The 18,123-nt window shown below is 74.2% G+C and carries 13 protein-coding genes; 9 read left to right on the plus strand and 4 right to left on the minus strand.

Annotation, left to right across the window (positions count from 1 at the left end; genetic code table 11):
• Nucleotides 1-172: 172 nt before the first annotated feature.
• The 3 genes from AB8O64_RS26325 to AB8O64_RS26335 are packed head-to-tail and all read right to left on the minus strand — an operon-like array spanning nt 173 to nt 2,207.
• Nucleotides 173-1,129 carry an aminoglycoside phosphotransferase family protein gene (locus AB8O64_RS26325; protein WP_370421714.1) on the minus strand — a complete coding sequence of 319 codons (957 nt, stop codon included), beginning with the start codon at nt 1,127-1,129 and terminating at the stop codon, nt 173-175.
• A gap of 41 nt (nt 1,130-1,170) precedes the next feature.
• A complete protein-coding gene (locus AB8O64_RS26330) occupies nt 1,171-1,653 on the minus strand; it encodes a ferritin-like domain-containing protein (protein WP_370421715.1) in 483 nt (160 codons plus the stop codon).
• Nucleotides 1,650-2,207 carry a hypothetical protein gene (locus tag AB8O64_RS26335; protein ID WP_370421716.1) on the minus strand — a complete coding sequence of 186 codons (558 nt, stop codon included), beginning with the start codon at nt 2,205-2,207 and terminating at the stop codon, nt 1,650-1,652. Before AB8O64_RS26335 ends, AB8O64_RS26330 begins: the two co-directional genes overlap by 4 nt.
• A 170-nt stretch (nt 2,208-2,377) precedes the next feature.
• Here AB8O64_RS26335 and rimP point away from each other — a divergent pair, with 170 nt between their 5' ends.
• From rimP to AB8O64_RS26380, 9 genes are all read left to right on the plus strand, one after another.
• Complete coding sequence (gene rimP / locus AB8O64_RS26340; protein WP_130880195.1) at nt 2,378-2,911, plus strand: ribosome maturation factor RimP; 534 nt, start codon at nt 2,378-2,380, stop codon at nt 2,909-2,911.
• Between the two features lie 2 nt (nt 2,912-2,913).
• Entirely contained in the window at nt 2,914-3,972 is a 1,059-nt protein-coding gene (gene nusA, locus AB8O64_RS26345) for a transcription termination factor NusA (protein WP_370421717.1), read from the plus strand.
• A 175-nt stretch (nt 3,973-4,147) separates the two neighbouring features.
• Nucleotides 4,148-4,444, plus strand: a complete 297-nt coding sequence (locus AB8O64_RS26350; RefSeq protein ID WP_130880197.1) for a YlxR family RNase P modulator — start codon at nt 4,148-4,150, stop codon at nt 4,442-4,444.
• 146 nt (nt 4,445-4,590) lie between these two features.
• Complete coding sequence (gene infB / locus AB8O64_RS26355; protein ID WP_370421718.1) at nt 4,591-7,668, plus strand: translation initiation factor IF-2; 3,078 nt, start codon at nt 4,591-4,593, stop codon at nt 7,666-7,668.
• A gap of 133 nt (nt 7,669-7,801) precedes the next feature.
• Complete coding sequence (locus AB8O64_RS26360; protein ID WP_130880199.1) at nt 7,802-8,095, plus strand: DUF503 domain-containing protein; 294 nt, start codon at nt 7,802-7,804, stop codon at nt 8,093-8,095.
• A 31-nt stretch (nt 8,096-8,126) separates the two neighbouring features.
• Nucleotides 8,127-8,612 (plus strand): 30S ribosome-binding factor RbfA, encoded by a 486-nt coding sequence (gene rbfA, locus AB8O64_RS26365; protein ID WP_370421719.1) that lies wholly within the window; start codon nt 8,127-8,129, stop codon nt 8,610-8,612.
• Nucleotides 8,613-8,779: 167 nt separating this feature from the next.
• Nucleotides 8,780-9,652: a tRNA pseudouridine(55) synthase TruB gene (gene truB / locus AB8O64_RS26370; protein WP_356456351.1), complete on the plus strand. Its 873-nt coding sequence runs from the start codon at nt 8,780-8,782 to the stop codon at nt 9,650-9,652.
• Nucleotides 9,653-9,916: 264 nt separating this feature from the next.
• Nucleotides 9,917-14,065 (plus strand): trypsin-like peptidase domain-containing protein, encoded by a 4,149-nt coding sequence (locus tag AB8O64_RS26375; RefSeq protein WP_370421720.1) that lies wholly within the window; start codon nt 9,917-9,919, stop codon nt 14,063-14,065.
• 52 nt (nt 14,066-14,117) lie between these two features.
• A complete protein-coding gene (locus AB8O64_RS26380; protein WP_370421721.1) occupies nt 14,118-15,083 on the plus strand; it encodes a bifunctional riboflavin kinase/FAD synthetase in 966 nt (321 codons plus the stop codon).
• 85 nt (nt 15,084-15,168) lie between these two features.
• Here AB8O64_RS26380 and AB8O64_RS26385 read toward each other — a convergent pair whose 3' ends face one another.
• Nucleotides 15,169-17,955, minus strand: coding sequence for an SCO5717 family growth-regulating ATPase (locus AB8O64_RS26385; protein ID WP_370421722.1), 2,787 nt, complete (start codon nt 17,953-17,955; stop codon nt 15,169-15,171).
• Between the last annotated feature and the right edge of the window lie 168 nt (nt 17,956-18,123).

Here is an 18,123-nt window from a genome sequence, read left to right on the forward strand (position 1 = left end):
CTCACCCGGTCGCAGGCCCCCGGCCGGACGCCTGAGGGGCGTCCGGCCGGCCTCGCCAAGACGTGCTGACGCCGCCTCGGAGGGGTGGCGGGACCGCCGACGGCTCGGCATCGCCCATCAGCCCTCTCGGCCGAGTGGCCCCGCGCGTCGCCCACCAGGCAGGCACCCGGCGTCACAGCAAGCCGGCGAACTCCAGCAGGAGTTCGCCCGCCGGGCGGGCGCCGGTGGACAGTTCGCGGACGCCCGCTTCCACCGCCCGGAAGACCGTCCAGCCGCGCAGCCGGTCGCGGTCGACGTCCAGCGACTCCGCCAGCTTCGCCACCCGGCGCCGCGCTGCGGCGGGGGCGCCGGGGGCGGCCAGCAGGGTGTCGAGCCGGTCCCGGACCAGCCAGGCCAGGTCGTACGCCCGCTCTCCCACCAAGGGGCGCGGGCCGATCGCCAGCCAGGGCGACCGGTCGCCCGCGAGGACGTTCCCCTGGTGGTAGTCGCCGTGCAGCAGGGACGGCCGCGGGTCCCCGGCGTCGGCCACCAGGCCCTCGCGCAGGTCCAGCGCCTCGTCGAGCACCGTCCGGATGTCCGCCGCCCACGGCTCGGCACGGCGTTCGCGCAGCACGTCAGCCAGCGCGGCCGTGTGGTCCGCGACGCCGGTGAACGGATGCCCCTCCGCAGGCGGCACCCACAGACGCTGCAACGTCGCCGTCGCCTCCAGCAGAGCCTTCGCGTCCGCCAGGGAGCGCAGGCTCACATCGCCGTGCAGCCGCTCCAGGAGCAGCACGCCCGCGTCCGGGTCGGCGCGCAACGGCCGCACCGCGCCCCGGCCGTTCCAGTGTGTGAGCGCCGCGTGCTCCCGGGCGATCGAGCCGTCGGGCAGACCGAGCTTGAGCGCCGCGGGTGTGCCGTCGGACTGCCGGACGAGGACGACCATGCTGGTCCGGCCGCCCGGGGTCTGCACCCGATCGGGCGTCAACTCCCAGCGCTCCAGGTACTCCTGGGCGCTCGCGGGCAGGTTCGCGAGCCATCGGAGTGCCGCCGCGCCGCCCTCTTCGTCCTCCCGGGCCCCCCGGCCTTCCCGCGCCAGGGCGCGCACCAGCCGCTCCGGCGGTTCGAGGCGGTCCTTCGCGTTGGCCATCCCTGCGCTGTCCTTTTCGTCTGTGCTGGTCAGAGGCGCTGCTACGCGCCGTCCGGCGAGCTGCCGGCCCCGGTTCGAGGAGCCCGCTCGACGAGCCCAGGGAAGGCTACGCTGCCGCCCCGCCAGCGCACCGCCCGCACCGCCGCCTCGCGCAGCGCGGCCGCCGCCTCCCGGCGCGGGGCACCGGTGGCGGCCCGTACGAGATCGGCGTAGACAGCGGCGAGCCGGCTCTCCAGCTCCGCCGCGAGCCGCACGGCTGCGGCCTCGTCCGGTACGGGGAACGGCAGCGCGTACGCGGCGGACGCCGCCTCGGGCGTGCCGCCCAGGGAGCGGACGGAGCGCCACATCGCGTCCCGCCGGGCCCGGTGGGCGTCGTGCGCCTCCCGCGCCTCCGTCCGCCGTGCCTCGCCGACGCGCGCCCCGACGACCCCGTACCCGTACACGGCGGCGTGCTCGGCCGCGAGCGCCGCCTGTGCCGCCTCCAGCGCCGGATCGTGCTTCCGGGAGCCGGGTGACGCGCTCACGCGACACCGCCGAGGAGATAGGCGTGGGCCGCGCCCGAGGCCGCGACGGAGGCGAGGAGACGGGCGAGTTCGGGCGGTGCGGAAGCCAGGGCCGCGGTGTGGGTGTCGGCGGTACGCCGCTCGGCGTCCGCGAGGGCGGCCAGCGCCGCCTTCTCGTCCCGGGGGACCGCGGGGCCGGACTTCCCGGCGGGCGCGGAAGCGGAAGGTCCGGAAGGGGAGGCGGCACCCGAAGCGGAAGGAGAAGCGGAGGACGGGCGTGCCCCGAGGGCCGCCGCGTGCCGGGCGACCTCGGCCCGCAGCGGCCGCAGCCGCTCCGCGAGCGCGGCGTGCGCACCGATCGTCGCGTCGTACCGCTCCAGCAGCGCCGCCGAGCCCCGCCCGGCGCGGGCGCGCAGCCGCTCCTCGGCCGAGGAGCGGTCGTCGCGGGGGCCCGGATCGCCGGAACAGCCGGTCAGCGCGGCGCCGCCACCCGCCAGCAGGGCCGCCGCGCCGCCTGCCAGTACCCTGCGTCTGCGCGGGTCGCCGGGGCCCCGCGTCGTCGTCGTGAGCGACACGATCCTCTTTCCGCCTGGTCGGGTCATGATCACCGGACGTGAGCGTACCGGCGCGCGGTCACCCGACCGGGGAGCGGGCACCGAATCGTCAGTCGGCTGCCGGAACAGATAGGCTTTGACCAGACACGCGACATTCCCACAACAGCACACGCGGCCGAGGAGTCACCCGGATGAGCACCACCCAGAGCGAGAGGCTGCGCGAATTGCTCGCCCCTCTCGTCAGCGCGCGAGAGCTGGATCTGGAAGAGGTCGAGGTGACGCCGGCCGGCAAGCGCCGTGTGCTCCGCATCGTGGTCGATTCCGATGAGGGTGTGCAGCTGGACGCGTGTGCGGAAGTCAGCCGTGCGATCTCCGAGAAGCTCGACGAGACGGACGTCATGGGCGGGACCCCCTATGTGCTGGAGGTCACCTCGCCCGGCGCCGACCGTCCCCTGACCGAGCACCGCCACTACGTACGGGCCGCCGGCCGCCTGATCAAGGCGCAGCTGACCGAGGGCGGCGAGCTCGTCGCGCGCATCGTCGCCGTCGACGACGAGGGGCTGGACCTGGAGGTACCGGGTGTGAAGGGCCGCAAGCCCACCGCCCGAAGGCTGGCCTTCGCCGAGATCGCGAAGGCCCGCGTGGAGATCGAGTTCAACCGGAAGTCCCCGCAAGAAGCCGACATGGCCGAGGACGAGACCGACGAGAGTCAAGAGGAGGCGTAGCCGTGGACATCGACATGAGTGCCCTGCGGGGTCTGGTGCGAGAGAAGGAGATCTCTTTCGACCTGCTGGTCGAGGCGATCGAGTCGGCCCTCCTCATCGCGTACCACCGCACCGAGGGAAGCCGCCGCCGCGCCCGCGTCGAGCTGGACCGCGCGTCCGGCCACGTCACGGTGTGGGCGAAGGAGGACCCGCAGGACCTGGAGGAGGGCGAGGAGCCCCGCGAGTTCGACGACACGCCTTCCGGCTTCGGCCGGATCGCCGCGACCACCGCCAAGCAGGTCATCCTCCAGCGTCTGCGCGACGCCGAGGACGAGATCACTTTCGGTGAGTTCGCGGGCCGCGAGGGCGACGTCGTCGCGGGCGTCGTCCAGCAGGGCAAGGACCCCAAGAACGTCCTGGTCGACATCGGCAAGCTGGAAGCCATCCTGCCGGTCCAGGAGCAGGTGCCGGGCGAGGAGTACAAGCACGGCACGCGTCTGCGTACGTACGTCGTCCGGGTGGCGAAGGGTGTCCGCGGTCCGTCCGTGACGCTCTCGCGTACCCACCCCAACCTGGTGAAGAAGCTCTTCGCCATGGAGGTCCCGGAGATCGCGGACGGCTCGGTGGAGATCGCCGCCATCGCCCGCGAGGCCGGCCACCGCACCAAGATCGCCGTCCGGTCCACCCGGTCCGGGCTGAACGCCAAGGGCGCCTGCATCGGCCCGATGGGCGGCCGGGTCCGCGCGGTCATGGCCGAGCTGCACGGCGAGAAGATCGACATCGTCGACTGGTCGGACGACCCGGCGGAGCTCGTGGCGCACGCGCTGTCCCCCGCGCGGGTGAGCAAGGTCGAGGTCGTGGACCTCGGCGCGCGCTCGGCCCGGGTGACCGTGCCGGACTACCAGCTCTCCCTGGCCATCGGCAAGGAAGGCCAGAACGCCCGCCTCGCGGCGCGGCTGACCGGCTGGCGGATCGACATCCGCCCCGACACCGAGCAGGACGGGCAGTCCGACCGCTCGGAGCGTTCCGACCGTTCCGAGCAGCCCTACCGGTCCGAGCGGTCCGACCGCTACCGGGACTGATCAGCACAAAGATCAACTGAACCACGGGAGGGGCGCGGGCCACAGCGGCCCGCCGCCCCTCACGAGTGACATCCGGAACCACATCCGGAGCGGCCCCGCAGGGTGGCCGAAATCCATATGTGCCCGATCATCGCCCCACAGGGGTGAGGTCGGCGCGGGGAGGTAGACTTAATCAGTGTCTGGCCGGACGCATGCCCGCGCATGCCCTGAGCGCACCTGTGTGGGGTGCCGGGAGCGAGCGGCCAAGGGCGATCTGCTGCGGATCGTGGTGAACGAGGGCGCTTGCGTCCCCGATCCTCGCGGTACGCTGCCCGGCCGGGGTGCCTCCGTGCATCCCACACTGGTCTGCCTCGACCTGGCGGTCCGCCGCCGGGCGTTCTCCCGGGCCTTCAAAAGCCAGGGACCGTTCGATACCTCGGCACTTCGGCACTACGTCGATCAGGCCGAGCGGCACAGCCAGGCAACACCGTAAGAAGAACGGCACGGGAAACCGTGCGGTCAGGTACCTCGCGAGTTGGAAGTAGGTCGAGATTGCGATGAGCACTCGATGAGTACGCGATGAGTACGCCCATGAAGTAGCGACGGTCCGGTGGACAACCCGGACCTAGAAGGAGCGAAGTGGCTAAGGTCCGGGTATACGAACTCGCCAAGGAGTTCGGTGTTGAGAGCAAGGTCGTCATGGCCAAGCTCCAAGAACTTGGTGAATTCGTCCGTTCGGCGTCCTCGACGATCGAGGCGCCTGTAGTCCGCAAGTTGACTGACGCTTTGCAGGGGCCCGGCGGCAACGCCGGCAAGTCCGCTGCCAAGCCCGCGGCGCCGCGCAAGGCCGCGCCCGCGAAGCCGGGTGCCCCCACTCCGGGTGCCCCGGCCCGTCCCGCTGCCCCGGCTCCCAAGCCGGCCGCGGAGACGCCCGCAACCCCCAAGCCCGCAGGTGGCGCGCCGACCCCGGGTCCCCGCCCGGGTCCGAAGCCCGCTCCGGCGGCGCCGGCCAAGCCCGCCCCGGTCACCCCGGTGCCCGCCGCGGAGTTCTCCGCGCCGGCCCCGGCCCAGCCGAGCCAGCAGGCCCCCTCCGGTCCGCGCCCCGGCGCCACCCCCGGCCCGCGTCCGGCCCGTCCGGCGCCCGCCGGTCGTGACGGCGGTCAGCGGGAAGGCGGCCGCCCCGAGCGTGCCCCCCGCCCGCAGGGCCAGGGTGCCCCGCGTCCCGGTGGCGCCCGTCCGGCCGGTCCCCGTCCGGGCAACAACCCCTTCACCTCCGGTGGCTCCACCGGCATGGCCCGCCCGCAGGCCCCCCGTCCCGGTGGCGCCCCGCGTCCCGGCGGCGACCGGCCCGGCCCCGGCGGTCCGCGTCCGCAGGGCGGTCCCGGCGGCGCTCCCCGTCCCCAGGGTCAGGGCGGCGCCCGTCCGACCCCCGGTGGCATGCCTCGTCCGCAGGGCGGTCCCGGTGGCGCTCCGCGTCCCGGTGGCGCTCCCGCGGGCAACCGCCCGAACCCGGGCATGATGCCGCAGCGTCCGGCTGCCGGCCCGCGTCCGGGCCCCGGCGGCGGCGGTCGCGGTCCCGGCGGCGGCGCGGGTCGTCCCGGCGGTGCCGGTCGTCCCGGCGGCGGCGGCTTCGCCGGCCGTCCGGCCGGTCCCGGTGGCGGCGGTCGTCCCGGTGGCGGCGGCGGTTTCGCCGGTCGTCCCGGTGGCGGTGGCGCTCCCGGTGGCGGCGGCGGCTTCGGCGGTCGTCCCGGCTTCGGTGGCCGTCCCGGCGGTCCCGGTGCCCGTGGTGGCACGCAGGGTGCGTTCGGCCGTCCCGGCGGTCCGGCGCGTCGTGGTCGCAAGTCGAAGCGGCAGAGGCGCCAGGAGTACGAGGCCATGCAGGCCCCGTCCGTCGGCGGCGTGATGCTGCCCCGCGGTGGCGGCGAGACCATTCGCCTGTCCCGTGGTGCCTCCCTCACCGACTTCGCGGAGAAGATCGGCGCCAACCCGGCGTCGCTCGTCGCCGTGATGATGAACCTCGGCGAGATGGTCACCGCGACCCAGTCGGTGTCCGACGAGACGCTGACGCTCCTCGGCGACGAGATGAACTACCAGGTTCAGATCGTCAGCCCCGAGGAGGAGGACCGCGAGCTGCTCGAGTCGTTCTCCATCGAGTTCGGTGAGAACGAGGGCGGCGAGGAGATGCTCGTCTCCCGTCCGCCGGTCGTGACCGTCATGGGTCACGTCGACCACGGTAAGACCCGACTGCTGGACGCCATCCGCAAGACGAACGTCGTCGCGGGCGAGGCCGGCGGTATCACGCAGCACATCGGTGCGTACCAGGTCGCCACCGAGGTCAACGGCGAAGAGCGCGCCATCACCTTCATCGACACCCCGGGTCACGAGGCGTTCACCGCCATGCGTGCCCGTGGTGCCAAGTCGACCGACATCGCGATCCTCGTGGTGGCGGCCAACGACGGTGTCATGCCGCAGACGATCGAGGCGCTGAACCACGCCAAGGCGGCCGACGTGCCGATCGTGGTCGCGGTCAACAAGATCGACGTCGAGGGTGCCGACCCGACCAAGGTGCGCGGTCAGCTCACCGAGTTCGGTCTGGTGGCCGAGGAGTACGGCGGCGACACCATGTTCGTCGACATCTCCGCCAAGCAGGGTCTGAACATCGACTCCCTGCTGGAGGCCGTGGTCCTCACCGCGGACGCCTCGCTCGACCTGCGCGCCAACGCGGAGCAGGACGCGCAGGGTATTGCGATCGAGGCCCACCTCGACCGTGGCCGCGGCGCCGTGGCCACCGTGCTCGTCCAGCGCGGTACCCTCCGCGTCGGTGACACGATGGTCGCCGGTGACGCCTACGGCCGTGTCCGCGCGATGCTCGACGACAAGGGCCAGAACGTGGAAGAGGCGGGTCCCTCGACCCCGGTCCTCGTCCTCGGTCTGACCAACGTCCCGGGCGCCGGCGACAACTTCCTCGTCGTCGACGAGGACCGCACGGCTCGCCAGATCGCCGAGAAGCGCGCTGCGCGTGAGCGCAACGCCGCCTTCGCCAAGCGCACCCGCCGGGTGTCCCTCGAGGACCTCGACAAGGTGCTCAAGGCCGGTCTGGTCCAGGATCTCAACATCATCATCAAGGGCGACGCGTCCGGTTCGGTGGAGGCTCTCGAGTCCTCGCTGCTCCAGCTCGACGTCGGCGAAGAGGTCGAGATCCGCGTGCTGCACCGCGGTGTGGGTGCGGTCACCGAGTCGGACATCAACCTGGCGACCGGCTCCGACGCCATCGTCATCGGCTTCAACGTCCGCGCCGAGGGCCGTGCCACGCAGATGGCCGAGCGCGAGGGCGTCGACGTCCGTTACTACTCGGTCATCTACCAGGCGATCGAGGAGATCGAGGCGGCCCTGAAGGGCATGCTGAAGCCGGAGTACGAAGAGGTCGAGCTCGGTACGGCGGAGATCCGCGAGATCTACCGCTCGTCCAAGCTGGGCAACATCGCGGGTGTTCTCATCCGCTCCGGCGAGGTCAAGCGCAACACCAAGGCGCGCCTCATCCGCGACGGCAAGGTCGTCGCCGAGGACCTCACGATCCAGGGTCTGCGTCGCTTCAAGGACGACGTCACCGAGATCCGCGAAGGCTACGAGGGCGGTATCAACCTCGGAAACTTCAACGACATCAAGGTCGACGACGTCATCGCGACGTACGAGATGCGCGAGAAGCCGCGCGGCTGATCCGCGTAGAACGATTCGGGGCCGGTCGACGGATTATTTCCGTCGATCGGCCCCGGCCGTTGCATGTACGGTTCTAAGAGCTCGTACACACAGCTTCACCTCACGCCTCCCGGGTGGGCTTCACCCGTTACGCATGTATGTAGGGACACTGTCCTTCGACCTCCTCCTCGGCGACGTCCGGTCGCTGAAGGAGAAGCGCTCCGTCGTCCGTCCGATCGTCGCCGAGCTGCACCGCAAATACGCGGTGAGCGTGGCGGAGGTCGGCGACCAGGACCTCCACCGCAGAGCCGAGATAGGCCTGGCGGCGGTCTCAGGGGACGCGGCGCACCTCACGGACGTGCTGGACCGCTGCGAGCGCCTCGTCGCCGGGCGGCCGGAAGTGGAACTGCTGTCGGTGAGACGGCGGATCCACGGCGACGACGACTGATGACTGAACCGAAGAAGAAAGAAGTAGGCGCATGACCGACAACGCGCGGGCGCGCAAACTGGCCGACCGCATCCGGGTGATCATTGCGGAGACCCTCCAGCGCCGGATCAAGGACCCGCGGCTCGGCTATGTGACCATCACCGACACCCGGGTCACGGGCGATCTGCAGCAGGCCACCGTGTTCTACACGGTCTACGGCGACGACGAGGAGCGGGCCGCCTCGGCGGCCGCGCTGGAGAGCGCCAAGGGCATCCTGCGCTCCACGGTCGGCCGGGAGACCGGGGTCCGCTTCACCCCGACCCTGACCTTCGTCCCGGACGCCCTGCCGGACAACGCCCGGACCATCGACGACCTGCTCGCCAAGGCCAAGGCCAAGGACGCCGAGGTCCGTGAGGTCTCCTCGGGCGCGCAGTACGCCGGCGACGCCGACCCGTACCGCAAGCCGGGCGAGGACGAGGACGGCGTCGACGACGCCGGCTCGGACAGCTCGGACAGCAAGGGTGCAGCCTCCGAATGAACCACCAGGCACCAAGCGAGCGTCCCGCGGTGACCCCGGCGGCCGACGCGGGCGCCCCGCCCGCCGCCGAGGTCACCCCGGCCGCCGCGGCCGGGGAGCCCAAGCGCCCCGCGGCCCGGGCGGAGCGCCCGAAGACGAAGGGACCGCGGCCGGTCTGCCCGGACGGTCTGGTCATCGTCGACAAGCCGGCCGGTTTCACCTCGCACGACGTCGTCGCCAAGATGCGCGGCATCGCGCGGACCCGGAAGGTCGGCCACGCCGGGACCCTCGACCCGATGGCGACCGGTGTGCTCGTCCTCGGCGTCGAGCGCGCGACCAAGCTGCTCGGTCACCTCGCGCTGACCGAGAAGGAGTACGTGGCCACCATCCGGCTCGGGCAGAACACCGTGACGGATGACGCCGAGGGCGAGATCACCTCGTCCGCCGACGCCTCCGGGGTCACCCGCGAGGCGATCGACGCCGGGGTCGCCAAGCTCACCGGAAAGATCATGCAGGTCCCGTCGAAGGTCAGCGCGATCAAGATCGACGGCAAGCGGTCGTACGCCCGCGCCCGCGAGGGCGAGGACTTCGAGATCCCGGCCCGGCCGGTGACGGTCTCCTCCTTCGCCGTGCACGCCGTGCACCCGGCCGAGGCGGCGGACGGCACCCCGGTGCAGGACCTGCTCGTCTCCGTCGTCTGCTCGTCGGGGACGTACGTCCGCGCCCTCGCCCGCGACCTGGGCGCCGACACCGGCGTCGGCGGTCACCTCACGGCGCTGCGCCGCACCCGCGTCGGCCCGTACGCGCTGGGCGAGGCCCGCACGCTGGACCAGCTCCAGGAGGAGCTGACCGTCATGCCGGTCGCCGACGCGGCCGCCGCGGCGTTCCAGCGCTGGGACGTGAACGAGGAGCAGGCCCGGCTGCTCGGCAACGGCGTCCGGATCAAGGTCCCGCTCTTCGACACCACGGGGCCGATCGCGGTCTTCGGCCCGGACGGCCGCTTCCTGGTGCTGGTCGAGAACCAGGGCGGCAAGGCTAAGAGCCTCGCGGTCTTCGGCTGAGATCCGGCCGAGATTCTTCCGGCTCCGACAGAGGGCGGGCGCACTGCGCCCGCCCTCTGTCTCGTTTTCGGCGCCGTCGTCGCGCACCACGCGATACCCCTCCGCTGCTGTCTATCCGTCCGGCACCGCGGATTCACCCCAATGGGCAGGCGCTCGGAGTGAACAACGGGGGTGGAAGGGGGCGCGTTCGGCTTGTGATCTGTCCTGCCGATCATCCGCTGCCTACGGTCGGAACGAACCGGCATGGCGGGGAGGTATCGGCGGATGAGTGCTCGGCGGGCCGATGCGGACGAATCATTGGTGCGTATCCGCGATCTCGCCGGGCGGCCACGCGGCACGGGTTTCGTGGCCGACGACCGTGGCACCGTGATCACCAGCCATGAGGCGGTGGACGGTCTGGCCCGTCTGGTGCTGCACGCGCCGGGCGAGCGCACCTGTCTCGTCGGCGTCGAGGCGGTCACCCCCCTGCCCGGCGCGGACCTCGCCCTCGTGCGCACCGACGGCCTCTGTGTGCCGCCGCTGCCGATCGCGGGCGCCGAGTGCGTCGAAGGCGGCACGAAGGTCCGGCTGAGGGCGGGCCGCTGGCAGACCGCCCAGATCATCGGCGACGCCTTGGTGATCTACACCGCGACCGACCGCTTCCATCTGCTCGGCGCCGCGCTGGAGCTGTCCCTCGGGGAGCGCGACGGGCTGCGGCTCGGCGAGGAGGCCACGGGCGGCCCCGTCATCGACGCCCGCACCGGTGCGGTCGTCGCCGTCCTCGGTACCGCGCTCCACACCGAACACCGGGCCGGCGGCTTCGCCATCCCCCTGCGCGCCGCCGCCGCGACCTCCCCGGACGGCCCCCTGGCCGCGCTCCTCGAACGCAACGCGGCCACGGTCCCCGCGTACGGCCTTGAGCTCAACCTCGCGGGCGGTCTGCAACTGACGGCGACCTCCCTCGGCCCCGCCACGGCCTCCCTCGCGTGGAGCGAGCCCGTGGCCCGCCCGGAGATCGAGAGGGAGTTCGCGCGGTTCCTGAGCGGTGACGAGGGCGATGACGCTGCCGCGACCGACGACCCCGGCGGGGCGGACGACGGCGTGGACGCGGGTCACGGGGACGGCGGGGAGGCAGGTTCGGACGCCCGCCGGTGCGGTGGGGGGCCGGAGGGTGCCGACGGTCCGGCGGCGGAGGCCGACGCGGCCCGGGGCGGGGGTGGCCCCGGGCCGGACGCCGACCAGGACCGTCCCCGTGCCCGAAGCCGTACGGCCAGCGTGCTGGGCCTGGTCGGTGACCCCGGTACGGGGCGCACGACCGAACTGGCGGCGCTTGCCGGGCGGCGGACGCGGGGGGACGAGCCCGCACCGACCGTGTGGTTGCGCGGCGCGGATCTGCGGGTCGGGGACGAGAGCGTCCGGGACGCCGTCGCGCGGGTCCTGGAGACCGCCGGACGCATCGTCACCGCCTCGGTGGGCGCCGACGGCACCGTGGGGGACCCCGCCGACGCCACCCCGGAGGCCGTCGCGGAGATGGCGCACCGCGTGGGCCGCCCGCTCCTGATCCTTCTCGACGGTCCCGAGGAGATGCCGCCCGGCCTCGCGCACGCTCTCACCGGCTGGACGGCCGCGACCGCCGACTGGCTGGAGAAGACGGCCACCCGGCTGATCGTCGCCTGCCGCCCGGAGCACTGGGAGACGGCCGGTGCCCTCTTCCCGGCCGCCGCGCTGCACGTGCCGTCACCCGCGTCCCACCCCCGCGCGCTGCCGCCCTGCGCCCTGCTCACCGACCTCGCGCCCGGGCAGGCCGCCGAGGCCCGCGCCGCCTACGGCCTCGCCCCCGACGCCCTCTCCCCGGCGGACGCCTGCCACCCCCTCGCCCTGCGCCTCCTCGCCGAGGTCCAGGCCGCCCTCCCGGACGGCCAGGTGCGCGACGGCACCGAGGGCCGGGCCCCCGACCGGTGGGACGTCTTCTCCGCCCACCTCGATCTGGTCTGCCTGCGGATCGCCGTCCGGCTGGCCGCCGCGCGCACACCGCCGCCGCGTGGTGCGGCGGTGCGACGGCTCGCCACCCGCGTCGCCGGGCAGGTGCACGAGGCCGCGCGGCGGTGCCTGGGCCCGGGCCAGGGGGAGCTGGAGCGGGAGGCCTTCGAGGAGCTGTTCCCCTGGCGCACGGGCTGGGCCTCCGCCGTGCTCACCGAGGGTTTGCTCGTACCGGCCGGCGCGGGGTACCGCTTCGCGCACGAGGAGTTCTCCGACTGGCTCCAGGGCGCGCACCTCGACCTGGACACCGCCCTGCACGCCCTGGTCCACCACTGGTACGAGCCCGAGGGCACACCCGGCCGGGCCGCCGCCCGGCTGCCGTCCCGGCGGGAGGAGGAGCCCGCACGGACACCGGCCGCCCGCCGCCGCAGCCGGCGCGGCGGTGACGCCGGGCGGAAGCCGTCCCGGCCGCTCCCCGTCCCGCGCCATCGCATCGGCCCGGTCCTCCAGGCCCTGTTCCTCCTTGCCCGGCGCTCGGGCCCCGCCGAGCTCGCCCGCCGCCTCGCCGCGCTGGTCCACGCCGTCGAGACGCTCCCGCTGCGGTCCATGCCGCCCCCCGAGGAGGAAGGGGCGGAGCCGGACACCGGGGCGACGGCGGCGGACACGGTGCCGGCCGACGGCGAGGAGGCACCCCGAACCGTTCCCGACCCGGTCTGGTGGGCCGCGCACCTGCTCGGCGAAGCGTTGCTGCGGGTACCGGACGCCACGCCCTACCTCGATGTCCTGCGGCTGCTCGCCGAGCGCGTCACCGCCCGCTCCCTGGCCCACGGCGGTTTCGACGGCGGGGCCACCCGCACCTTCGGCGGCCTCGCGGAATTCGGACCGTGGTTCTGGCTCCGGCTGCCGCTCGGCACCGCCGACCGCCTCGAACTGCTGCGCGTCCTCGTCCCCGCCGACGGGCCGCCCCCCGGCCCGGCCGCCGCTCCCGCCCCCCAGCGCACCGCACCGCAGCCGGACCGCTTCCTGACCGCCGTGGCGACCGTGCTCGCCAAGGACCCGTGCACGGCGCAGCCGCTGCTGTGCCAGTGGTTCGGCGACGACCGCCCCCTCCAGACGACACCCGACGGCGGCGCCACCGGCTTCGGAGTGCGCCCCACCGTCTCCGCCGCCGCCCAGGCCCTCCTGCACACCCACCGCAGGCGCGCCGTCGACGATCTGGCCGAGGCGCTCGTGGACGCCGCGCACCCGCACGCCGACGAGCTGCTGTCCGCCCTCGCCGAGGACGAGCCCTCCGCGCTCTGCCGGGCCGTCGACCGCTGGGCCCACCACGACCGCGTCGACCGGCACGTGGCCGCCGCCGCGTACGCGCTCAAGGCCGCGCCCCACGTCACCACCGAGGCCGACCGGCAGCTGCTGCGCTACTCCGCGCTCGCCCTGCTCGACCGCCCCGCCGAGGGCGCCCTGCACGGCGCCGCGCTCGCCCTGCTCGTCCGCGACCGGCAGACCCGCTCCAAACACCTCCCGCAGGCCATCGCCCGCTTCACCTCCGGCGATCCGCACCTGCCGCCCGGTGCCCTCGCCGCCGCCCTGACCACCCACCCCGAGCCCGTCCTCGCCGCCTTCCGCGCACGGCTCTACCAGCCGGGGGAGGGGCCCGGCGACGTGCTGCGCACCCTCGCCGAGGTCACCACCCCCGCCCTCGCCCGCCGTGCGGCCGCGCTCGTGCGCGAGCACCTGGAGCACCATCCCGAGGGCGCCGCCCACGCCGCCGCGTTCGTCGACCGCCGGCTGGAAGCGGGCCCGGCCGGCCGGGCCGTCCTCTTCCCGTTGGTCGCGGATCTGCTGCGGACCCACCCGGCCCAGGTCCGCCGGGCCCTCGCGCCCGTCCTGGCCGCCCCCGGCACGTCCGTGTCCCGCCCGCTGCGCCAGGAGTTGCTGGAGGTGCTGCTGGAGTGCGAGCAGTACGGGCCGCAGGAGCGGGACGTCACCGTCCTCGACACCCTTCTGCGGGCGGTGGTGAGCGGGGCCGGCGAGCGCGGCGAGGCGCGGACGCGGGACCTCGTCCATCGCACGGGGCTGCTGATGGCCCGGACACCGGAGGGGGCCGCCTGCTTCGACCGGCGGTTGACCCAGCTCGCCCGTGACGTGCCGTCCTTCGGCGCCCAGGTACGGGGGTGGCTGCGGACCGCGCCGGCGCAGTGGGCGGTGGTGGTGAGCCCGGCTGCGCGCATCCGGCTGACGGCGGGAACGGATCCCACGGGCGGGGAGGGCGCCGGTCCGGCGCAGGACCCGCCGCCCTCCGAGCACCCGCCGCCGTCCGAAGATCAGGCGGAGGCTGCGGAAGCAGGCATTCCGGATACTGCGGCGGATTCGGCGGACCCGAAGACGGCGGAGGACCTCGCGAGCAGTGCACCGGCCGATGCGAACCGTCGTCTACCGGCATGGCACTCTTAGTCCTGCGTAAAACGACAGACAAAGGTTCGGGTTCGGGCGAGGAGCGGGCACAGTGCAGCGCTGGCGTGGCTTGGAGGACATCCCCCAGGACTGGGGGCGCAGCGTCGTCACCATCGGCTCGTACGACGGCGTGCACCGCGGGCATCAGCTGATCATCGGCCGTGCGGTGGAGCGGGCGCGCGAACTGGGCGTGCCCTCCGTCGTGGTGACCTTCGACCCGCACCCCAGCGAGGTCGTGCGCCCCGGCAGCCACCCGCCCCTGCTGGCGCCGCACCACCGGCGCGCGGAGCTGATGGACGGGCTCGGTGTGGACGCGGTGCTGATCCTGCCGTTCACGGCGGAGTTCTCGAAGCTCTCGCCCGCCGACTTCGTGGTGAAGGTGCTCGTCGACAAGCTGCACGCGCGGCTCGTCGTCGAAGGCCCGAACTTCCGCTTCGGCCACCGCGCGGCCGGCGACGTCGGCCTCCTGAAGGAGCTCGGCGGCACCTACGACTACGACGTCGAGGTCATCGACCTGTATGTGACCGGCGAGGCGGGCGGCGGACTGCCGTTCTCCTCCACCCTGACCCGGCGCCTGGTCGCAGAGGGGGACGTGGCGGGTGCCATGGAGATCCTCGGCCGCCCGCACCGCGTCGAGGGCGTCGTGGTGCGCGGCGCGCAGCGCGGCCGCGAGCTGGGCTTCCCCACCGCCAACGTGGAGACGCTGCCGCACACCGCGATCCCGGCGGACGGGGTCTACGCGGGCTGGCTGACCGTCGGCACCGAGGCGATGCCCGCGGCCATCTCGGTCGGTACGAACGTGCAGTTCGACGCCACCGAGCGGACGGTGGAGGCCTACGCCATCGACCGGGTCGACCTCGATCTGTACGGGCTGCACGCGGCCGTGGACTTCCTCGCCTACCTGCGCGGGATGGAGAAGTTCGAGTCCATCGAGGCCCTGCTGGACTGCATGGCGGACGACGTGAAGCGGGCGCGGGAACTGGTCACGGCCCACGAGAGCGCCGCCGCGGTCGGCTGACGACCCACGCGCGTACCGCGTACGTGTGAAACGAAGGGGCCCCGGGCGGCAGTCGCCGCCCGGGGCCCCTTCGTGTCCCCGGTGGTTACTGCTGCGGGGGGTACTGCTGGGGATAGCCGTAGTCACCCTGCTGGGAAGGCTGCTGCCAGCCGCCCGGCTGCTGATACGGACCCGGCTGCTGGTGGGGCTGCTGCGGCTGCCCGCCGTACGGGTTGGGGGCCGCGGGCGCGCCCTGGCCGGGGTATCCGGCATACCCGGGCTGAGCGGGGTCCGGCGCGTAGCCGCCCGGCACCGGCGGGGCCAGGTGCGGGGGCTGCGTGCCGCCGTCGGAGGTCCACAGGCCTTGCTGCTGCTGCGCCCGCACGAAGTCCTCGGCGACCATCGCGGACAGGTTGAAGTACGCCTCGCGGGTCTTCGGCCGCATCATGTCGAGATCGACCTCCGCGCCCGCCGCCAGGTGCTCGTCGAAGGGCACGACGACGACACCGCGGCAGCGGGTCTCGAAGTGCGACACGATGTCCTCCACCTTGATCATCTTGCCGGTCTCCCGGACCCCGGAGATGACCGTGATGCTGCGCGAGACGAGCTCGGCGTAGCCGTGCGCGGAGAGCCAGTCGAGGGTGGTGCTGGCGCTGCTCGCACCGTCGACGGACGGCGTCGAGATGATTATCAGCTGGTCGGCGAGGTCGAGGACGCCGCGCATCGCGCTGTAGAGCAGCCCGGTGCCCGAGTCGGTGAGGATGATCGGGTACTGCTTGCCCAGGACGTCTATGGCCCGCCGGTAGTCCTCGTCGTTGAAGGTCGTCGAGACCGCCGGGTCCACGTCGTTGGCGATGATCTCCAGACCGGAGGGCGCCTGCGAGGTGTAACGGCGGATGTCCATGTAACTGTGCAGGCCCGGGATCGCCTGCACGAGGTCACGGATCGTCGCACCCGTCTCGCGGCGCACCCGGCGGCCGAGCGTGCCCGCGTCGGGGTTGGCGTCGATCGCGAGGATCTTGTCCTGGCGCTCGCTGGCGAGCGTCGAGCCGAGCGCGGTGGTGGTCGTCGTCTTGCCGACACCGCCCTTGAGGCTGATGACCGCGATGCGGTAGCAGGACAGCACCGGCGTCCGGATGAGCTCCAGCTTGCGCTGCCGCTCGGCCTCTTCCTTCTTGCCGCCGAACTTGAACCGGCTGTTGCCGCTCTGCTTCCGCGGCTTGGGCTTGTTCTTGAGCAGCCGCTCCGAGGACAGCTCCACCGCCGCGGTATACCCGAGCGGTGCCCCGTGCACGGACCGCTGCCGCTGCTCCGGCGCCACGGCCGGCCAGCCGCCGGTCCGCGGGTCGACGGGGGCGGCGGGCTGCGCGGGGTCGGGCATGGCCCCGGGCGGCACCTGGGACGCGGCCGGGGGGAGCGCGCCGGGCGGGGCGTACGCGGGGTGCGGAGCCTGGGGTGTCTGGGGTGCCTGCGGCTGCGGGCCGGGCTGGGCGGCGTACGGACCGGGAGCGGCCGCGGGGGCCTGCTGCCCGGGCGGCGGCATGACGGGGCTCGGGTGGGCCTGCGCGGGCTGACCGGGCATCGGCTGTGCCGGGCCGGGCTGTCCGGGGACGGCGGCCGGGGGCATCGCCCCGGGCTGGTCGTACGACGGCTGCGGGGCGGCACCGGGTCCGGTGTCCTGCGGCCGCGGGTAGCCGTAGCCGCTCTGCGGTGCCGGAACGGGGGCGTCCTGCGCGTCGGGGCGCGGGTAGCCGTAGCCGCCCGTGCCCGGGCCCTCCTGACCCTCCCGGCCTTCCTGCTGGTCGGGAAGGTGCAGCGGGGCGGGGGCGTCGGGGGCGGGGTCGCGCGGCGCCGGGATCGATGCGGCGGCAGGCGGTGCGTGCGGCTCCGGCTCCGCCGAGGGGGCTTCCGCGGCGGGGCGCGGGTAGCCGTAACCACCGGTCGGCGCGGGGGAGTCGGCCTCGGCTGCCGCCCGGGGGCCCTCGGTGGGAGGGGCGCTCGGCGGCGGCGGGGGCCCGGCGGGCGCGGGTGCCGCGACGGCCGGGGCGCTCTGCGCGTCCGGGCGGGGGTAGCCGAAGCCGCCGGCCGGGGGCGCGGGCGGCTCGGTGGGTGCGCTCCGGAGCGGGGGGCCGGTGGGGGCCGGGGCGTCCCGCGCGTCCGGGCGCGGGTAGCCGTAACCGCCCTGCGGCGCCGTGGGGTCGGTCGGGGGCGGGAAGGCCTGGGGGGCCGGCTGGGCGGGCGGTGGCGTCGTGGTCGCACCGGCGCCGGGGAACGGCGCGGCGGCGGCCGGCGCCGACGGCGGCCACGTACCCGGGCTCGCGGGCGGGAAGTCCGGGGGAAGCGGCGGCAGTGCGACCTGCGGAGGCGACGGCGGCTCCCACGACCGGTCCGCCGGACCGTCCGCGGCACCTGAGCCGGCCGCGGTGTCCCCGGCGTCCGGAGCGTCGGAGGCCGGAGTGTCGGAGGCCGCCGGAGCGGTGTCCGTCGGCGCCGTGTCCGTACGGCCCTCGGTCCCGGGGCCCGGCTGCGCCGGGGCGTCGGCACTGGCCTCGTCCGCCCCCTGTGCGGCGGCATTCGACTCGCCTGCGAGGGCCGCGTTCTCCTCCCGCGGCGCGGCACTGGAGAAAGGCATCGTGGCGCCGCCCGCGGGGGACGGCCACAGCGGCTCGCCCGTGGGCGGCGGAGGCGGGGTGTCGTCCGCCGCGTCGGCCTCGCTCACGTCGGCGGGAACAGCCCCGGGGCCCGGGGCGGGCGACGGGTTCTGCGTGTACCAGGCGGGCGGCGAGTAGTCGATGGTGAACTCGCCGGTGTGCTCGTAGTCGTGCTCGGCGTCGGACCGGTCCTCGCCGGCTGTGTCCCCTGCCGCGCGGATCTCGTTCCGATCGCTGCCCACAATTCCTCCTGCTGCTGGTTTGGTCCGGCGCCCGATGTGATCCGCCTGTCGGGGCCGACCGTTCCCGTCGTCCGGCTGCCCGGGTCCCCCATGGGTGACGCGACAGGCCCGGCGGCGGGTTCTCCCGTGCGTACGCACACCAAGACTAATCGTCATCCGTAGCGCTAC

Source organism: Streptomyces sp. QH1-20 (assembly GCF_041283565.1).
In the GTDB taxonomy this organism is placed as follows: Bacteria; Actinomycetota; Actinomycetes; order Streptomycetales; family Streptomycetaceae; genus Streptomyces; species Streptomyces syringius.